This window comes from Actinoplanes lobatus (assembly GCF_014205215.1).
GTDB classification, from domain to species: Bacteria; Actinomycetota; Actinomycetes; order Mycobacteriales; family Micromonosporaceae; genus Actinoplanes; species Actinoplanes lobatus.
Map to the genome: position 1 here is coordinate 980,413 of NZ_JACHNC010000001.1, position 19,175 is coordinate 999,587.

General features: G+C 73.9%; 13 protein-coding genes. 1 reads left to right on the forward strand and 12 read right to left on the reverse strand.

Translation table 11 applies throughout. From position 1 onward, the window contains the following. Window positions 1–91 precede the first annotated feature (91 nt). The 5 genes from BJ964_RS04335 to BJ964_RS04355 form a co-directional block, all read right to left on the reverse strand. Window positions 92–463: a GtrA family protein gene (locus BJ964_RS04335; protein ID WP_188119468.1), complete on the reverse strand. Its 372-nt coding sequence runs from the start codon at window positions 461–463 to the stop codon at window positions 92–94. Beyond that, window positions 450–1,418 carry a glycosyltransferase family 2 protein gene (locus BJ964_RS04340; RefSeq protein WP_188119469.1) on the reverse strand — a complete coding sequence of 323 codons (969 nt, stop codon included), beginning with the start codon at window positions 1,416–1,418 and terminating at the stop codon, window positions 450–452. Before BJ964_RS04340 ends, BJ964_RS04335 begins: the two co-directional genes overlap by 14 nt. Before the next feature lie 73 nt (window positions 1,419–1,491). After that, window positions 1,492–3,060: a hypothetical protein gene (locus tag BJ964_RS04345; RefSeq protein WP_188119470.1), complete on the reverse strand. Its 1,569-nt coding sequence runs from the start codon at window positions 3,058–3,060 to the stop codon at window positions 1,492–1,494. Continuing rightward, window positions 3,057–3,713 carry a hypothetical protein gene (locus tag BJ964_RS04350; RefSeq protein ID WP_229806562.1) on the reverse strand — a complete coding sequence of 219 codons (657 nt, stop codon included), beginning with the start codon at window positions 3,711–3,713 and terminating at the stop codon, window positions 3,057–3,059. The genes BJ964_RS04345 and BJ964_RS04350 overlap by 4 nt, the downstream gene beginning before the upstream one ends. After that, window positions 3,710–5,893 carry a glycosyltransferase gene (locus tag BJ964_RS04355; protein ID WP_188119472.1) on the reverse strand — a complete coding sequence of 728 codons (2,184 nt, stop codon included), beginning with the start codon at window positions 5,891–5,893 and terminating at the stop codon, window positions 3,710–3,712. The genes BJ964_RS04350 and BJ964_RS04355 overlap by 4 nt, the downstream gene beginning before the upstream one ends. Window positions 5,894–5,976: 83 nt before the next feature. Here BJ964_RS04355 and BJ964_RS04360 point away from each other — a divergent pair, with 83 nt between their 5' ends. After that, a complete protein-coding gene (locus BJ964_RS04360) occupies window positions 5,977–8,364 on the forward strand; it encodes a glycosyltransferase family A protein (RefSeq protein ID WP_188119473.1) in 2,388 nt (795 codons plus the stop codon). A 177-nt stretch (window positions 8,365–8,541) separates the two neighbouring features. On the opposite strand, the gene BJ964_RS04365 is transcribed toward BJ964_RS04360, so the two are convergent. From BJ964_RS04365 to BJ964_RS04395, 7 genes are all read right to left on the reverse strand, one after another. After that, window positions 8,542–10,524: an acyltransferase family protein gene (locus BJ964_RS04365; RefSeq protein WP_188119474.1), complete on the reverse strand. Its 1,983-nt coding sequence runs from the start codon at window positions 10,522–10,524 to the stop codon at window positions 8,542–8,544. Between the two features lie 2 nt (window positions 10,525–10,526). Beyond that, window positions 10,527–11,561, reverse strand: coding sequence for an O-methyltransferase (locus BJ964_RS04370; RefSeq protein WP_188119475.1), 1,035 nt, complete (start codon window positions 11,559–11,561; stop codon window positions 10,527–10,529). Further along, window positions 11,558–14,020, reverse strand: a complete 2,463-nt coding sequence (locus BJ964_RS04375) for a glycosyltransferase family A protein (protein ID WP_188119476.1) — start codon at window positions 14,018–14,020, stop codon at window positions 11,558–11,560. Before BJ964_RS04375 ends, BJ964_RS04370 begins: the two co-directional genes overlap by 4 nt. A gap of 65 nt (window positions 14,021–14,085) precedes the next feature. Then, a complete protein-coding gene (locus BJ964_RS04380) occupies window positions 14,086–16,353 on the reverse strand; it encodes a [protein-PII] uridylyltransferase (RefSeq protein ID WP_188119477.1) in 2,268 nt (755 codons plus the stop codon). A 4-nt stretch (window positions 16,354–16,357) separates the two neighbouring features. Next, entirely contained in the window at window positions 16,358–16,696 is a 339-nt protein-coding gene (locus BJ964_RS04385) for a P-II family nitrogen regulator (RefSeq protein WP_188126785.1), read from the reverse strand. Between the two features lie 36 nt (window positions 16,697–16,732). Continuing rightward, window positions 16,733–18,118, reverse strand: a complete 1,386-nt coding sequence (locus BJ964_RS04390) for an ammonium transporter (RefSeq protein WP_188119478.1) — start codon at window positions 18,116–18,118, stop codon at window positions 16,733–16,735. Window positions 18,119–18,353: 235 nt separating this feature from the next. Next, window positions 18,354–19,151 (reverse strand): aminoglycoside phosphotransferase family protein, encoded by a 798-nt coding sequence (locus BJ964_RS04395; protein WP_183216539.1) that lies wholly within the window; start codon window positions 19,149–19,151, stop codon window positions 18,354–18,356. Between the last annotated feature and the right edge of the window lie 24 nt (window positions 19,152–19,175).

Consider the following 19,175-nt stretch of genomic DNA (forward strand, 5'->3'; position numbering starts at 1 on the left):
GGTCTGGACCACGCACGGAGCTCGCGGGTGCGTCAGGGGACGTGCGGAAATGCGTTTGGGGGCGCTCCCGACCCGTACCGGAGAAGGGTTTTCAGGCGAAGGTCCAGCGTGAGTTGAGCACGTAGTTGACCACCGGGATGAGGAACAGGGCGACGGCCTGGACCACCGGATAGGGGCCGCCCAACAGCTCCGCGCCGGTCCACAGGACCGCGGTGTTCAGGGCGAGGGCGGCTGCCGTGACCGCGAGGAACCGCGGCGCGGTGCTCGTGTGCGCGGTGCCGGACCGGAAGACCCAGGTCCGTTGCAGCAGGTAGGACACGGCGACGCTGGCCGCGAACCCGGCCGTGGAGGCGGGCACCGCGGGCAGCCCGAGACCGATTCCGGCCAGGCCCACCGTGAAATGGGTGAGGGCGCTCAGCCCACCGCTCACGCCGTAGCGGAACAGCCGGTCAACGTTCGGCACGCTGCTCGACCACCAGGCGTTCGGCGATCTCCGGCGCCCCGGTGCGCTCCTGGACCAGGTAGCGGGGCCGGGCGCGGACCTCGTCGTGGATGCGGGCCAGGTACTCGCCGATCACGCCGAGGCCGATCAGCACGAACGTCCCGGTCACCAGCAGCAGCAGGATGACCGTGGTGAAACCGGCGACCGAGCCGCCGCTGATCCACCGGACCAGCGTCTGTACGCCGAGAACCGCGGCGAACACCGCGAACGCCAGCCCGGCCAGCGTGACCATGTGCAGCGGGGCCGAGGTGAACGAGGTCAGCCCGTTGACGGCGAGCCGGAACAGCCCGCGCAGGGTCCACCGGGACGCCCCGCCCTCCCGGTGGTCGATGTCCACCTCGACGGTGGCCCGGGTGAAGCCGATCCAGCTGCTGGTGCCGCGGAAGAAGGTGGAGTGCTCGGGCATCCGCCGCAGCGCCTCCACGGCCGGGCGGCCGAGCAGCCGGAAGTCGGTGGCGTCGACCAGGTCGACCTGGGTGAGCCGGGTGAAGGCGCGGTTGAAGAGCCGTGACCCGAGCCGGTTGCCGAGGCCCTGTCCGGCCCGGTTGCGTTTCACCGCCTCGACCACGTGCGCGCCGTCCTGCCAGCGGCGGACCATGGCCGGGATGGCCGACGGCGGATGCTGGAGGTCGGAGTCGATCACCACGACCGCGTCGCCGGCGGCGTGTTCGAGGCCGGCCAGCAGCGCCGCCTCCTTACCGAAGTTGCGGGACAGCCGCAGCCCGCGGACCCGTGGGTCGACCAGCGCACAGTGGGCGATCCGGGACCACGAGTCGTCGGACGAGCCGTCGTCGATCAGGACCAGCTCGTAGTCGAGGGCGGCGTCGCCGAGCACCTCGGCGAGCCGGGCCACGAACCGGTCGACGCCCGCGCCCTCGTTGTAGATCGGCGCGATCACCGACACCAGCGGGCTCATCGCGCCACCTCCGCTGCGCTCCGGCGTCGCGATGAGTTGATGACTGCGCTGAATGATTCGCTCGCAAGCTCGCTCATTGGGCCCGCTCGCAGAACGGGACGCCGGCCAGGGTGCGGGCCGCCACGTCGAGCGAGTCCCGGTAGCGCCGCTGCAGGAACGGTTTGCCCTGGTTGGCGACGATCGCCTCGTCGAGCAGCGCGCAGCGCCGGGCGTCACCGGCCCGGCTCCGTTCGAACGAGCCCATCGCCGCGGCGATCCGGTTGTCGAGCTGCGCGGCACGCTGGACCGCGACGGTGTCGGCGTACGCCCGGTTGGCGGTGGCCGAGACCGCGCCCAGCAGCACCAGGGCGGCCAGCGCGCCGACGGTCACCCGCCGCCCGGCGAGCAGCACCAGCGCCACCACCAGGAGCATCCCGCCGGGGACGGTCAGCGCCGAGTCCCGCCAGCCCTGCTCCCACAGTTCCCGGCCGCTCATCGCGCTGCGCACCGCGACGCTCAGCGTGGCCAGCAGCGCGCCGCAGGCCAGGACCACCACGCCGAGCGCGGCGAGACCCAGGAGCGGGCGCGCGGCCGGAACGCCTGTTTTCGGCAGGAGCATGAGGGTACGCGCGGCGAGCGCCCCCAGGAGCAGCAGCGCCACCACCGGCACCACCCCGCGCAGCCAGTCCCCGGGCGTCTCGGCGGTGGCCGCCCGCCATTGCAGCGGCGGAAGCCAGGCCACCATCCGGACCGGCAGCAGCAGCACCGACCGCCCGTCCACGATCAGGTCCGACCCCTGGTAGCAGCCGCCCTGGGCGCAGAACCCGCGGATGATCCAGCGGACCGTCGCGAAGGCCGGCAGGAACCCGGCCCACAGCAGGCCGGCGAACCGCACCCCGGCCGAGGTGAGCAGTTCCCGCCCGGTCTGCCCGAGCACGAACCGGCCGCGGATCAGCACGGCGGCCGTGGCCAGCGGCACGGCGAAGTAGGCGGGCTCGTTGAACACCGCGAGGGCGGCCCCGGCGGTCACCGCGAGGACACCGCCCCACCAGCGCAGCCGGTCCAGCCGGCAGGCCGTCGCGGCGACCGTGAGGACGAGCGCCGCGGTGGTCAGGTAGAGGCCGCCGAAGAGGATCGTGGTGCTGTCCTGGCCGGCCGCCACGAACCCGGCGGCGACGGCGTACGGCAGCAGCAGCGCCACCCGCGAGGGGGCGCCGCCGAACAGCCGCCCCCGGGTCAGCACGCTCTCCGCGAACAGCACCAGGGCCAGGGCCAGCAGAATCGCCGCACCGATGGAGACGGCCCGCAGCGTCATCGTGACCGGCAGGCCGAGCTGCTGCGTGCCGGTGAAGGCGAGCAGGTCGAGCGACTTCTCCAGCATCCGCCCGAGCGGCCGGAAGTTGCCGAGCCGCAGGTAGGCGTCCCCGCTCGCGATGGTGTGCGACACGATCGCGCCCGGGTCGTCGCGGAACATACCGCCGTGCCAGTAGACGTTGAACCGGTGGTCCCGGGACGGCGCGACCGCCAGCAGCGGGGCCAGCACCACGATCGGCGCGAGCACGCAGCGCCGGGCCACGTGTCCCCAGAGGCGGGGTGGTTGCGGCGGAGGGACCGGCGACGCCACGGCGGAAAGCGCCGGAATCACGGTGGTTTGGGCCGTCATGTCTGCTGCAACGAGCCCGGCGCCGACAGGGTTGTGTCGTCCAGCAGGTCGGTCAGCGCCGGGGGCCGTTCCGGGTCGACGAAGACCACGTGGGTGGCGGAGTGCTCGGCGTACAGGCGGGACAGGCGGCCGGCGAGCACCTCGTCCCAGGCCCGGTCCGGCCGGTGCCGCTCCCAGGTCCACCGGTCCGGCAGGTACTCCAGGATCAGGCCGGACTTGCGCAGCAGCGAGAACTCCGGGTTGTCGGTGAGCACCACGGCCCGGTGGTCGGGTTCGACGGTCAGCCGCCGCCGCAGGGTCTGGACGAACTCCCCCAGCGCCGGCAGGTCCAGGCCCATCGCCACGTACAGGCGGGCCGGCAGGGGGCGTTTGGTGGTGCGGGTGCGGCGCGCCGGCGCGTCCGGGCGACGGCGCATCCGGCCGACCAGCCGCCGGATCAGCCGCGGCGGGCCCTGCAACGGCTCCCGCGCGAAGGAGACCAGGGTGCGGCCCAGCCGGTAGGAGCCGCTGCCGCGCAGCCGCCGGGCCTGCTCGCGTTCGGAGTCGCGTTCCCCGGCCAGGCCGGCGCAGCGGGTCCGCCAGGCGTCCCGCTCCTGTTCGACGGTACGCAGCCGGACCACGAGCGCCTGCATCTCCTCGCCGCTGTCGGTCACCGTGCATCCTCCGGTCGGTCGATGAACGCCGCCAGCCATCCGGCGGCGTCGGCGGCGCCGTTGAGCGGGGCCACCTCGGCGCAGCGACGGCTCAGCGCCTCCCGGACGTCGGGGCGTACCGCCTGGGCCAGCACCCGGTCCAGGTCCGGGCCGTCCGGGTCCTCGATGATCAGCGCGGCGCCCGCGGCCGCCGCGAACCGGGCCCGGCTCACCTGGTCGTCCAGGGCCGTCTCCCGGTTGGGCAGGAAGACGGCCGGGATGCCGAAGGCGATCAGCTCATGGAACGAGTTGTAACCCGAGGCACTCACCACCAGGTCGAATCCGCGCAGATACCGACTCATCGGGTAGAGCTTCACGAGTTGCGCCCCCTCCACCGGGGGCATCGGCTCGGTGGCGATCGCCGACTCGGCCAGCACCAGCTGGAAACCGGCGTCGCGCAGGTGCCGGGCGATCCGGGCGACCGGCGACGCGATGTCGTTGATGTTGCCGGCGCCGAGCTGGAGCAGGGCGGCCGGCCGGTCCGGTTCGATGCCGAGGGCCTGCCGGGCGTCCGCCGGCTCGGCCAGCTCGTCCGGGTCGAGGTAGGTGATCGGGCCGACCAGCCGTACCCCGGCCCGGTCCTCGACGGTCGGGCCCTCGTCGGCGGCGGCCGCGAACTCGCCCGGCTCCAGGACGTGGTCGAAGGCGTCCCGCCGCTCGATCCACTCGGCGCCGGTGTCACGCCGCCACATCGGGCGGCGCACCCACACCCAGGTGATCCCGCGATGGGCCCGGGCCGCCGCGACGATGCCGTCGTGCGGCACGCTGTCCACGGCCACGACGGCCGGGCGGTGCAGCTCGATCAGGTACTCGAGGCGGCTGCGCAGCAGTTCGGCCCAGCCGCTGCGGGGCAGGTTGAGCACCGAACGGGACGGGATGTACTCGGTGAGGAACCCCTCCTTGTGGGCCACCAGGGCGCCGTGCGACTGGGTGGCGACCACCACCGGGGTGTCGCCGGGCAGCCGCCGGCCGATCGCCATCAGCCGGGACAGGTGGCCGAGGCCGACCCCGTTGTCGCTGACCAGCAGCACCGCACCGGGTGGCGGGGGCGGCGGCGGGTCCAGCGCCGGGGGTGGCGGGGCGCCCGGGCGTACGCCGCGGTCGGCCAGCCGGACCAGGTGCGACGGGTAGCCGAACCGGGTCTCGACGAACTCGCGGGCCCGCAGCGCCACGGCACGGTAGCGGCCGGGGTCGGCGTACAGGGAGCGGACCAGCGGGACCACGCCCTCGGGGGTGGTGTAGAGCGCCGCGTCGCCGAACAGTGGCCGGAAGTGCTCACCGATGACCACCGGTACGCCGGCCGCCATCGCCTCCATGATGGTCCGCCCGAACGCCTCGATCAGGTCGGGGTCGTGGAAGTAGACGAAGAAGTCGATCCCGCGCAGGAACTCGGCCGGCTCCTGGGTGCCGAACTCGATGATCTCCCAGTTCGCCGGGGTGCGGCCGAGCTTCTCCACGGCCAGTTCGCCGCCGCCGAGGATGCGGACCCGCATGCCGGGTGTGTCCGGGTAGGCCTGGAGCAGCTCCGGCACGGTCCGCGGCCACTTCACCGGGTCGGGCCGTCCGTGCCGGCCGATCACCGGGACCGCGCTGACCGGGCCGGGCCGGTCGGTCCACCACTCGGACCCGTCGATGATCTCGTGCCAGTCGGCGCCGGTGAGGGTCGCGCCCGGGTCGGCCCGGAGCACCTCGGCGCGCACCTGCGGGCTGATCGGCGCCCACTCGATGCCGGCCCCGAAGTATCCCTGGACCCGCTGCCGGACGGCCGCGAAGGCGTAGTAGCGGGCCGGATCACCGGCGTCGCCGGGCGCCTGGTTGAGCACCATCACGGCGCGCCCGGCCCGGATCGGCGGCACGCTCCTCAGGTCCTCGGTGAAGATCCGGGGCTGCCGGACCACCAGCAGCCGTGCGGTGACCTCCTCCCCCTCGGCCGCCAGGTACGCCGACCCATCCTTGATCAGCTCGGTGAGCAGCGGATGGAACGGCCGGTTCTGTTTGAGGTGCGGCGACCTCACGTGCACCAGCACCGTGGTGAGCCCGGCCCGGGCCTGGGCGCGGATCTCGGCGGCGATGCTCGCCGAGGTGCCACCCGGGTACCGGAAATCCGAGAGGATCGCCACGTCGTGGACGGTCGCGGTCATGGTCGGATCAACGAACCGTCCACGCCCGGCGTCACGCTCCCCCGCCCCGGCGCGTTGATCCTGCCGACAGTTGAGGGGGGTCCTTGCGCAGGCAGCACACGACACCGGACGCGTACGGCAGGGAACTGCTGGAACGCTCTTGGCGGCAACTGACCGCGGTGGCGCCCACCGGGCCGGCCACGGCCGCCCTGCACACACGGTCGGCGGCGGCCCGGACACTACTGGCGTACGCCACCGCCCGCCGCTCCGCCGACGAACTGGTCGCCGCCGCGCGGGAGGGGCGGCTGTTCCAGGACGCCGACCCGTGGACGCTCGGCGAGCTGGCCCGGGTGGTGGCGTGCCAGGATCTGTACCCCGGCGACCGCTCCGACGGGCTGGCCCTGTTCGACTCGCTGCTGCGTACCTTCGGGCCGGCCGGGGTGGCGCCCCTGCATCAGGGGCTGCACGCCCAGATCGCGTTCGCGGCCGGCGACCCGGTCCGCGTCGCCAAGCTGCTCGCCGACTACCCGGACGTGCCCGCGCCGGTCCGTGAGGCGCTGGTCGTCGACCTGGCCACCAAGGACGAGTGGCCGGGCCGGTTCGCCGGGCTGCTGCCCGCACCGGGGCTGTCGCTGGACGGCGAGGCGGCGGCGACCTCCTTCGACCGGATCCGGTCCGGGACCGTGACCCGCACCGGGTCGGCGCACCGGATCACCACGATCGTCACGACGTACCGGCCGGGACCGGAACTGATCACGGCGGTCCGGTCCCTGGTGGCGCAGAGCTGGACCAACCACGAGATCCTGGTCGTCGACGACGGGTCCGGGGACGCGTACGGGGCGGTGCTGGCCCGGGCGGCGCAGCTGGACCCGCGGGTGCGGATCATCCGGATGCCCGTCAACGGCGGCACCTACCGGGCCCGCAACACCGGCCTCGACCGCGCGAGCGGCGAGTTCGTCACCTTCCAGGACTCCGACGACTGGTCCCACCCGCTGCGGCTGGAACGCCAGGTCACCCCGCTGCTCGCCGCGGACGGACCGGTGGCGACCACCTCGGCGGCCATCCGGGTGACCGAGGACCTGGTGGTGACCCGTCCGGGATTCGCCGAGTTCCGGTCGTACAACCTGTCGTCGCTGATGATCCGCCGGGAGGCCGCCCTGGAGCGGCTCGGCTACCTCGACCCGGTACGCAAGGGCGCCGACGCCGAGTACGTGGAACGCGCCCGTGCCGTCTTCGGCCGCCCCGCCGTACGGCACCTGGACACCGAGCCGCTGGCCCTGATCCGCCTCGGCGCCGGGTCGCTGTCCGGCACCGACATCGGGCCGGGCTGGATGATCCCGGCGCGGCACGCGTACCTCTCCGCCTTCCAGGCCTGGCACACCCGGGTCGCCGCCGGGCAGGAACCGGCGGTCCGGCCGAGCGCGCCGCAGCACCGGCCGTTCGCCGTGCCCCGCGGTCTGGCCGGGGACGCGGCGGACCGGCGGTCCACCTTCGACGTCATCCTGGCCGGTGACTGGCGGACCCGCGGCGACCTGGCCTGGCCGGTCGCCGAGCGGGTACGGGCGGCGCTCCGGCCCGGCCGCACGGTCGCCGTCCTGCACCTCGACGAGCTGAGCGGCGTCGCGGGCCGCCCGGCCCGGATCGATCCCGCCCTGCAACAGATGATCAACGCCGGGGAGGTGGACCAGGTGGTGCTCTCCGACGAGGTGCACGCCCGGTTGATCCTGGTGCACGGCCCGGCCGGGCTCGGGTTCGCGCCCGGCACCCCGTCCGGGGTCCGCGGCGACCGGGTGGTCATCGAGTCCGACCCGGCGTGGGCTCCGGCCGCCGCCCACTGCGCCGCGGAGGCCCGTCGGCTGTTCGGCGTCGAGCCGCTGTGGGCGCCCACCGGACCGTCGTCCCGCGCCTGCCTGACCGCCGGCCCGTTCGGCGCCCGGCTCACCGCCGCCGACGTGCCCGGCACCGTCGACCTGCGCCGCTGGCAGCTGCACCGGCCCGGCCCGCGCGCCGACCGCCCGGTGATCGGCCGGATCTGCACGGGCGGCCCGGCGGAATGGCAGCGGCTGCGCGGCATCCTGCCCCGGTCCCCGCAGGTCGACGTCCGGATGCTGGACCTCAACCGCCCGGCCCAGAAGCCGGACCGCGGCTGGCTGGTCTACCGCTCATCCGACCTGGACACCCGCGGATTCCTCCACCAGCTGGACTTCTACCTGCACGTGCCGCCGGACGACGACCCGGCCGACCCGGGCTGCCCCGAGGTGCTGATCGCCATGGCGGCCGGCTGCGTGCCGGTCCTGCCGCACCGGTTCAGCCCCGACTTCGGCCCGGCGGCCGTCTACGCCACCGCCGAGGACGTCCCGGCCGTGATCACCCGCCTGCACGGCGACCGGGCCGCCCTGCTCGCCCAGAGCGAGCAGGGCCTGGCCTTCGCCGAGTCCCATCACGCCCACGCCCGCTACGGGGACGCGGTCACCGCCTTCCTCAAGGGGTGACGGGCCGTCCACCGCAACCGGGTGGTGACGGGAAGGCACCCGACGTAACGATCGAGCCCGCGCGGCGGCCGCCGATGAGAAGGGGGCAGGGCCGGAACCCCCTCCCGGCCCGCGCGGTGCCCCCGCACCGCGCGCGTGCCCCCGTCCGTCACCCCACGGGCGGGGGCACGCCCCGTCTCACACCCGCGGCAGGTGCGGCTCCATCAACGGGGCGACGACCTTGGCGTACGCCTCCGTCAGGTGATTGCTGTCCCGGTAGACCAGGGTGTCCCCGACCACGAGCGGGCACTTCGCGGCGCACAGCCACGGCACCGGGTCGACCACCGGGATCCGGGCGGCCACCGCGGTGGCGCGCTGGATCTCCCGCCACCGCGGCTCGGGCAGCACGTCCCGGCGTGGGGCGGCGCAGCCGGCGATCGACGTCGACCGGGTGCTCAGGCAGTCGGCCGGCACCACCGTGAGGAACGGCGTGTCGACCAGCATCGTCACGTTCCGGGAGGCGCGCTTGAGGGCGGCCAGGGTGCGTACCCAGCCGGTCTGCCAGACGGCGTCCGGGTCGGCCGACGGGTCGGCCAGCACCTGCCGGTAGTTGACGCTGGACGAGACCACCACGAGCCCGGGCCGCAGTCGCGCGATCCGGGTCAGCACCTCCCGCCGCCAGTCGTCGCACTCCAGGTAGCGGGCCTGGGCCCGGCGCTCGTTGACGGCGATCTCGGCCGGGCTGCACGAGCTGCGGGTGAAGCTGTGGAGCCGCCAGCCGTGCCGCCGGGCGAGCGCCTCCATGGTGGGGAACCACTGGAGGGCGTGCGAGTCGCCGAACAGCACCACCACCCGGTTCGAGGCGCGGTCGCCGTAGGCGCAGTCGCTCTTCGGCCGGAACGGTCCGGACAGCCCGACGTGGCAGCCGTCGAGTTGCGGGGCGAGCCGCTGCCGGGCCGCGCCCGCCAGCGTGGGGTTGAGATTTCGCGGCAGGTCGGTGGCGGTCTGCCCGGCGAGGAGCAGCCGGTTCAGGGTGATCGCCGGGTTCCCGGCCGCGGCGACGGCCCGCCGTGCGTCGGCGGCGGTGCCCTTGGCGGGGACGGCCGGCGGGTGGGTCATGCCGGCGCCGGCGATGGCGGCGGCCGCGGCGGACAGGCCGAGCCCGAGGAACAGGCCGCGACGGGGGTGTACCGCCCACAGGCGGTGGTGACGTACCGGGTTCTCCAGCAGGTGGTGGCTCGCGACGGCGAGTCCCAGCGCGACGGTGGCGGCGGCGGTCCGGGCGGCGAGGCCGGCGGGCGCGAGCAGCAGCAGCGGCCAGTGCCAGAGGTACCAGCCGTAGGACATCCGGCCGAGCCAGCGCATCGGCGCCGTCTCCAGCAGCCGGTTGCCGTTCGCGGCGATGACGGCGACGGCGCCGGCGACCGCGAGCCCGGGGAAGGTGTGGCTCTCGTCGGCGGTGACCGCCCCGAGCAGGACGGCCGCGAGCCCGGTCCAGCCGAGCCACGGCAGTTCCCGCCGGAACGCCAGGTAGCTGAGGATCGCGCCGGCGCCGAGTTCCCAGGCCCTCCCCTCCGTACCGAAATATCCGGTTTTTGACATGCTCCAGGCGAACGAGGCGACCGTGCCGGCGGTGAGTACGCCCAGCGCCCACCGCCCCCGGGCCAGCAGGAGGATCAGCGGCCAGGCCAGGTAGAACTGCTCCTCCACGGCCAGTGACCAGAAGTGCTGGAACGGCGACGGCGCCGGGTCCCCGAAGTAGTCGGTCTCGGCGCCGGCGAGACGCAGGTTCATCGTGTAGGTGGCGGCGGCCAGCGCGTCGTGCGCGAACGAGGCGAACCGGCTGGGCGGCGCCCAGAGCCAGGCGCCGGCCAGGCTCACCAGGATCACCAGGGTGGCCACCGGCAGCAGCCGGACGGCCCGGCGTGCGTAGAACCGCACCAGATCGACCCGCCCGGTCGACGCGATCTCCCGGCGCAGGAGCGTGGTGATCAGGAACCCGGAGACGACGAAGAAGACGTCGACGCCGAGGAACCCCCCGGCCACCCCGGGCACGCCCACGTGGGCCAGGACGACGAGCAGCACCGCGACGGCGCGCAGCCCCTCGATGTCGCCCCGGTACGCCGGGTGCGCCGCGGCGGGCGCCGGACGGTTCCGGCGCCCGGGCAGCGTGACGGTCATGCTCAGCCGCGGGTGGCGGCCATCGCCGGCGGCCGGGCGAACGCCAGCACGGCGTGCCGGCCGAGCAGCTCACCCTCCCGGGTCAGCCCGTCGTACCGCTCCGTCCAGGCGGCCAGCGCGGCCTGCTCGTCGGGCCGCCCGGCGTCGTCGAAGACCACGGTGGCCCGGTCGGCGAGCCGCTTCTCGATCATGTGCAGGGCCGGGAAGCGGGCGTCCGCGCCGACCGCCGCGGGCGGGCCGTCGATCAGCACGAAGTCGATGTCGTGCAGGTCGGCCAGCGCCTCCGGGTCGTACCAGGGGTAGTCGCGGCCCTCGATGTTGACCGGGGCGAGCGGTGCGTCGCGCACCACGGCGACCTTGGTGAGCCCGTGGGCGGTCAGCGCCTGCCGGGTCCGGTTCGCGTACCCCGGCTCGTGGTCCAGCGAGACGAGCTTGCCACCGGACTTCTCCAGCACGTAGGCGATCCACACCGACGAGGTGCCGCTGCCCAGTTCCAGGACCAGGCGCGGTTTGCGGGTCCGGATCAGGTGCAGCAGCTCCAGCAGGCCGGTGGGGTTGAGCGCGAAGTCACCGGACGACGGCATCGGCGCGCGCGGGGTGAAGCCCTGGAACAGCTGGACGGTCGCCTCGAACTCGCGGGGCAGCGAGAGCACCTGGGCGGAGCCGGCCTTGCGCTCGGTGAGCTGCCGGACCCGGGCGACCGCCTCGGCCAGCTCCAGGTGCCGGTCGCCGGCGGTGAGCCGCTCCCGCTCCACGGCGGCGATCAGGCGGCGCTGCATCTCCTCGACCGTGGTCCGCAGGTCCCGCTGGGCGGCGACGCCGGCCTTCTGCACCTTGGCGAGACGCCGGTACACCAGCAGCAGCCCGGCCACGATCACGCCGCCGAGCAGCGCGAGCAGGGAGACGGCGATCCTGTCGTACCCGGTGACCGCGGTGGCCACGGCCCCGGCGCAGAGGACGCCGGCGGACACCGGCACCGCGATCTGCGGGCTGGTCAAACGCGGCAGCCGGCGACGTGTTCGGCTCAGGGTGCTCATGCTGACAACTCCTCCTGGGTGCACTTCCCCCGGGGTAACGGGGCGGATCGCGGCCTCGTTACGCCCTCGGCCGGCGCACTCGGGAGCAGAGTGCCGATCCGCTCGGCCAGAAGCCCGGGGCGATAGTCGCGTTCGACGGCGGTCCGGGCCCGCCGGCTCTGCGCGGTGTAGAGGTCCGGATCGGACTGGTAGCGGCGCAGCAGGGCCGGCACGTCGGCCGGGGCGCAGGGCACCGCGGCGTCGCCGAACGCGGCCGTGAGACGCGGCGGCACCAGCACCACGCAGCCGGTGGCGGCCGCCTCCAGGGCCGGCCGGGACACCAGCTCGACCGCCTCCTCCGGGGGGAAGTGCAGGTAGAAGTCGAGCTGCGCGGCGAACGTCCGGGGGTCCAGGTCGGCCGCCTCGTAGACCAGCCACGACGCGGGCACGCCGGACGGCCGCAGCGGGCTCTCCGGCAGCCGGAGCCGGACGTCGGCCCCGGCGCAGCGGCGCGGCACGTCCAGCGCCGCTGCCAGGTCGGCGGGCCACTCGCCGGCGTCGCACAGGTCGGTGCCGATCACGGCCGGGCCGTGCGGATCGGGAAGTGGACGGGCCACGTCGTGCGGCTCGATCACGGCCGGCAGGTCGAAGGCGGTCAGCTCCACGCCGTCCAGCAGTGCGCGTACGCCCCGGTCCTGCGGGCACCAGAGGGGGGCGGCGCCGAAGAGCCGGGTGGCCGCCGCGCCGGCCGCGTCCACGGTGTACCGGCGGTCGGCGCCGTCCCGGCGGGCCGGCGCCCGGTCGGCCACCACGAGCAGCCGGCCGGGCCGGATCCGGCAGCCGTCTTCCGGCGCGAACTGGAGCACCTCCGGCTGCCGGACCAGCACCATCCCGACCTCGACCGGGTCGGTCTCCAGCACCTGGTCCAGCCGGCCGGCGTTGATCAGGCGCTGCACCCCGGGGCTGAGGCCACGACGCTGCCGGTGCACCGAGCGCAGCGCCTCCAGGTGCAGGATCGCGACCGTTCGGCCGGACTCGCGCAGGGCGGCGATCTCGGCGAGCGCGGACCGCTGGACCCCGGCCAGGAACCGCCAGTCGGCGGCGACCACGACGTCGTACCGGCGGGCCGCCGTGCCGCCGCTGAGGTGCGCCGGCGCCACGAACGGGCGGTCGGCGCCGGACCGGGCCCGGTGCAGCGGACCGGCCGAGGCGTGCCAGCACCGGTACGCCGACATGTACGCGGTCCGCGCCGGGTGCATCCAGTAGGCCCGGATCTCGGCCCGCGACAGGGAGCCCTCGGAGAGCCGGATCAGGGCCAGCGTACGGCTGACCCGCCGGACCGCCCGCTTGCCGAAGGCCTTCTGGATCCGCTCCAGGAACTCCGAGTCGGCGGCCTTGCGCACCTCGTCGAACCAGCCGATCCGCCCGATCACCGGCTCCCGGCGGAACAGCAGCGACGACACGTTGACCCGGCCGCGCCGGATCCCCGGGCGGGTCATCACCAGCTGATCGGTGACGCTGAGCCCCTCCGAGGTGGACGCCACCACGGAGGGGTCGTCGAGCAGTGGCCGCAGTTGCAGCTCGACCCGGCGCGGATGCGACCAGTCGTCGGAGTCCTGGAAGGTGACGAAGTCGCCGCGGGCCACCTCCAGCCCGGCGTTGCGGGCCGCGTAGGTGCCCCCGTTCTCCGGCAGCCGGACCAGTCGCACCCGGGGGTCCAGGTCCTCGGCGGCGGCCAGGACGGCGTCGTGCTCGGGCGGCGACGCGTCGTCCACCACGATGATCTCCAGGTCCGGCCAGGACTGGGCGGCGATCGACCGGACCGCGGTGAGCAGGCCCGGCCCGGGCCGGTACGAGGTCACCACGACCGTGACCCGCTCGCCACCCGTCTCCGCGGGCTGCCCGGCCGATCCGGCGAGCCGGTCGAACGGGGTCCGTTCGGGGGCGGCCGTCAGCACCGGCGGCGGGTCCGGGAAGAGCCGGCCGAACCGGGCCAGCCAGACCTCCTCCGGGACCGATCCACCGGCGTACGGGTTGGCCAGGTCGATCTCCAGGGCCTCCCGGGCCGGGGCCGGGATCCGCCGGTACGCCCCGAGCAGCTCCCGGGCCTTCTCCGGGCCCTGCCAGGCGTAGACCAGCTGGGTGTGCAGGGCCTGGTGCTCGGGCGGGAGGGCGGACCGCAGCAGCCCGTACAGGGCCAGCGCGTCGTCCCGGTCACCGGGCAGCTCCTCCTGGAGGGCGATGGTCTGCGCCAGCCCGGCGAGACGTGCGGGGTCGGCCCGGCGCCGCAGCCGGCGCGCGTCGCCCGCCCGGGCCGCCTCCAGCGCCTCCTCGAGGTCGACGCCGGCCGCGCGGGCCAGGACCCGGCGGGCCGCCACCGAGCGGGTGCGCATCGCCGAGTTCGGCAGCGAAACCTCCGCCCCGGCGCCCGCCAGGGCCACGTGATCGTCCAGCAATGCGACCGGCTGCGCGTCAGCCATCGGCTCTCCGTCCGTACCCGTGATGATCCGCTCGGATCAACGCCGGGGCGACGGCCCGGGTGACGCTAGACCGCTGCCAGGACGGCCGCCGCCACCCGGTCCCGGTCGGCCGGGGACCAGGTGCCGACCAGGTAGAACGCGTCCACCACGTCGGTGCCGAGCGTGGAGATGCGGGCGGCCCGGATCTCCGCGCCGGCCTCGTCGAGTGCGTGCGTCACCCGGTACAGCAGGCCGGGCGAGTCGGCCGCGCGCAGCTCCAGCACGACCGCGTCGGTGGCCACGTCGCGCTGCCAGACCACCCGGGGCGAGGCGGTGCCGCCGCGCGCGCTCATCGCGCGGGCGCGGACCCGCTGGGTCACCGAGACGTCGCCTGCGCCGACCCGGCGCAGATCGGCCGCGAGAGCAACCGGATCGTACGGCGACCCGTACCGCGGTTGGGTGTAGAATTCGACGATGGCCCGCCCGCCCACCGTGACGGTGTTGGCGCCCACCACGTCGAGCCGGTGCATGGCCAGGCAGGCGGCCACCCCGGCGAGCAGCCCGCGCCGGTCGGCGGCGGCCACCGCGACCCGGTCGCCGTCCAGGTGCACCACCGGCAGCGTCCCGTCGAGCAGTTCCGGGTCGGGTTCCGGCGGCTCCGGGAGGGCGCCGGTGTCGAGGGCGGTCTGCACCTTGCCGACCAGCTCGGCCATCAGCCGGCCCTTCCAGTCCGACCAGGCGGCCGGACCGGTGGCCCGCGAGTCGGCCCGGGCCAGCGCGTGCAGCAGGTCGACGGTGGCCGGGTCGCCGATCGCCCCGGCGACCGTGGAGATGGTCTTCGGGTCGCTCAGGTCGCGGCGGGTGGCCACGTCGGGCAGCAGCAGGTGCAGCCGGACCATCTTCTCGACGGTGGCGACGTCGGCGGGCGGCAGGCCGATCCGGGTGGCGATCTCGGCGGCGATCGGGGCGCCCACGATGCTGTGGTCGCCCGGCAGCCCCTTGCCGACGTCGTGCAGGAGCGCGCCGATCAGCAGCAGGTCGGGCCGGTCCACCTCGCGGGTGTAGGCGGTCGCCTCGTACGCGGTCTGCACCAGGTGCCGGTCGAGGGTGTACCGGTGGATCGGGTGGTGCTGCGGGAGGCTGCGCATCCGGGCCCACTCGGGCAGCCAGGCGTCGATCAGGCCGTACCGGTCGCAGGTCTCCCAGGCGGGCAGCAGGCCGGGGCCGGAGCCGAGCAGCGAGACCAGCGCGGCGCGGGCGGCGGGTGGCCACGGGGTGGGCAGCGGCGGGCAGAACGAGGCCAGCCACTCGCTGGTGGCCCGGGCGATGGGCAGCCGCACGATGGCGGCCGCGGCGGCCACCCGCAGCGACAGGCTGGGGTCGGGCACCGGCCCGATGGCGGTCCGGGCGAGGACCAGCTCACCGTCCTGTTCGACGACGTCCCGGGCGACCGGGCGGCGGGACGGCGCACCGGACGGGCCGCCCCGGCGGCGGCCGCCACGCAGCCGGTCGATGGCGCGCCAGGCGTCGTCGACGGCGTGCGCGATGGTCCGGGCGTCACCGGACACCCGGCGCAGCAGCGTGTCCGGGTCCTCGATGTCGAGCAGGTCGGCGACGGCTTTGCGCTCCTGGGCGACGAGCCGGTCCACCCGGCGGCCGACCGCCAGGTGCAGGGCGTCACGGGTGTCGAGCAGGCGCAGCGTGGCGGCGCGCACGGCGGGCCGCATGGTGTCGGCGATCCCGGCCCGGCCGACGCCGCGCAGCAGGGTGACGTCGCGCAGCCCGCCGGACGCCTCCTTGAGGTCGCCCTCGAGCAGGAAGGCCAGCTCGCCGTGGCTGGTCCAGCGGGCGGTGGTGAGTTCCTTGAGCTGCGGCACGAGGCGTACCGCGGTCCGCCGCCACTGGTCCGAGGCGGCCGCGATCAGTTCCTCGGAGAGGGCCGCGTCGCCCGCCACGTGCCGGGCGTCGAGCAGGCCGAGTGCCACCTTCACGTCGTCGTGGGCGACGGACAGCGCCTCGGGGAGGGTCCGCACCGAGTGGTCCAGGCCGAGGCGGGCGTCCCAGATCGGGTACCAGAGGGCGGAGGCGATCCGGTCGATGCCGGCCGCGCCGCGGTGCAGCAGCACCAGGTCGAGGTCGCTGTACGGCGCGCAGTCGCGCCGGCCGAGCCCGCCGACCGCGAGGAGGCTCACCCCGGGCAGGTGGGACGGGAAGAGCTGCCTGAGCCAGACGTCGAGCGCCGCCGCCCGCTCGTCGCGGGCGGCGGTGCCGATGTGTTCCTTGAGCTTGTCGAGCGAGCCGCCTGCGGCCGGGCGCGCCGGAGGGGCCGGCGGCTCGCTCAACGGATTCGTCATCGGCTCAGAGGGCGTCGAGGCCGCGCTCGCCGGTACGAACCCGGACCACCTCGTCGATCGAGGTGACCCAGACCTTGCCGTCGCCGATCTTGCCGGTCCGCGAGGAGGTGACGATGGCGTCGACGATCTTCTCGACGTCGATCTCGTCGGTCAGCACCTCGACCTTGATCTTGGGCAGGAACTCGACGGTGTACTCGGCGCCCCGGTACACCTCGGTGTGGCCCTTCTGCCGGCCATATCCCTGTACCTCGCTCACGGTGAGCCCGGCGACGCCCAGGGCGTGCAGAGCCTCCTTCACCGCGTCGAGCTGGTACGGCTTGATGACCGCGGTCACCAGCTTCATGCTCAGTCCTTCCATCGGTGCAGCCATCGGGGGAATTTAGCCGGAAACCTTCTGGCTGACGGAAGCCTTGCCGTCAGCGTCCACGGTCTCCTTCTGGCCGATACCGGCGAGAGCGAACGCGCCGCCGTTGCCGGAGCCCGCGGCCGGGGTGAACTCGTAGCCGGTCTCGCCGTGTGCGGCGATGTCGATGCCGCCGACCTCGGACTCCTCGCTGACGCGCAGGAGCTTGACGGCCTTGAGGACGAGGGCGAGGACCAGCGCGACACCGAAGGAGTAGACCGTGACCAGGGCACTCCCCTCGAACTGGCGGAGCAGCTGGGTGGCGCCGCCGCCGTAGAAGAGACCGTTGCTGGCGTTGAGGATCTTCTCGTCGGTGATGCCGGAGTTGACGGCGTCGGTGGCGAAGAGGCCGATCGCCAGCGAGCCGATCCAGCCGCCGACGAAGTGGACGCCGACCACGTCGAGCGAGTCGTCGTAGCCGAACCGGTACTTGAGGCCGACCGCGAGGGCGCAGACCGCACCGGCGACCAGACCGATGAGCACGGCCGGCAGCGGGGCGACGAAGCCACAGGCGGGGGTGATCGCGACCAGACCGGCGACCGCGCCGGAGGAGGCGCCGACCAGGGTCGGCTTGCGGTCCCGGATCCACTCGACGGCGACCCAGCCGAGGAGCGCGGCCGCGGTGGCGACCTGGGTGTTGATGAAGGCGATGACGGTGGTGCCGTCGACGGTCAGCTCGGAGCCGGCGTTGAAGCCGAACCAGCCGAACCACAGCAGGCCGGCGCCGAGGGCCACGAACGGCACGTTGTGCGGCCGCATGTTCTCCTTCGGCCACCCGATGCGCTTACCGAGCACCAGCACCAGGGCCAGGGCCGCGGCACCGGCGTTGATGTGCACCGCGGTACCACCGGCGAAGTCGAGGGCGCGGATCGTGGTGCCGATGAAGCCGCCACCCCAGACCATGTGGGCGACCGGGATGTAGACCAGGCTGAACCAGCCGAGCGCGAAGAGGACCCAGCCGCCGAACTTCATGCGGTCCGAGACCGCGCCGCTGATCAGCGCGACGGTGATGACGGCGAACATCATCTGGAAGACCAGGAAGGCGTACGTCGGGATGCCGGTGTTGGCCCCGAAGAACAGCCACTCCTCACTGATCTTGGCAACATCGGTACCGAGGTAGTCGAAGTTGCCGATGATGTTCTGAAGGCCCGCGCTCTCGTTGACGCCGAAGGCGAGGGTGAAGCCGTAGACGACCCACAGAACGCTGACGAGCCCGATGGCGGAGAAGCTCATCATCATCATGTTCAGGACGCCCTTGGACCGGTTGAGGCCACCGTAGAACAGCGCCAGACCGGGTGTCATGAGCAAAACGAGCGCAGACGACAGGAGCAACCAGGCGGTATTGCCGGTGTTGATCTCCACGCTGCCTCCTCTCGGAATAAGGTGTCCTCACACACCGGACCTGGGGCAACGTCGCCTGTCGGCCGGTTCGGCGGGAAGCCTTCCGGTCGGCTGTTTCGAGCACGGTCTACACGCGATTTCCAGAACGTCACGCGTTGTTTCCGACGTGTGAAGAAAAACTCACAGTCGGTGTGATCAAGCCCTCTGAGCTGCGACGATATCGCCGTTTTCGCCCGGCTCGGGACACTTCCGGGGCTCAGCGCAGCGCGTACTCGAGAATGTGGCGCTCGTAATCGAGCAGGCGGAGATCGCGCATCGGGCGGCGCAGGTGGCCCTTGTGCACGATCCGGACGAACGCCGGATCACCGGCCGCGGCCATCCGCCGGATCCCCTCGACGTGGTCGACGATCCGCTTCCGGATGGTCCGCACCAGCCGGTGCCGGTCCCGCGGGATCAGCCCGTACGCGTCCGCGAACAACCGCAGCCGCCGCGGCCGGTTGGGCCGTTTCCACCCCAGCGTGTACGAGTCCCGGTCGCTGAACAGGGGCACCCAGGTCCACGCCGCGTAGGCCACGTCGTAGAGCCGGGACCCGGGCGAGGACAGGTCGAAGTCGATCAGCGCGAGTGTCCCGTCCGGCCGCCACACCACGTTGTGCGGGGCGGCGTCGTGGTGGCAGATCACCTCGGTGTCCGGCGGGGGCGGCCCGAACGAGCGCCAGACCGCGCCGGGCGGTGGGACGAAACCGTACTGCGCGTCGTGGAACATCCGGAGCATGGTGGCGACGGTGACCAGCGCCTCCTCGGTCACCCAGTGGGGCGCGAGAGGGTACTCCCCGCACTCGCCGTCCAGGTAGGAGAGGACCTCCCGGCCCTTCTCGTCCATCCCGAGGGCCCGCGGCGAGCCGGTGAACCCGACCCGCTCCAGGTGATGCAGCAGGGCGTGCACGGCGGGCGTCCACGGCCCCGCGTTGCGCCGGACGGTGTCGCCGATCCGGGAGACCGTGCTGACGTTGCCACCGTGCAGCGGTATCTCGCGCACCGGCTCATGCGTCACTCACGGCCTCCCACAATCAGACGA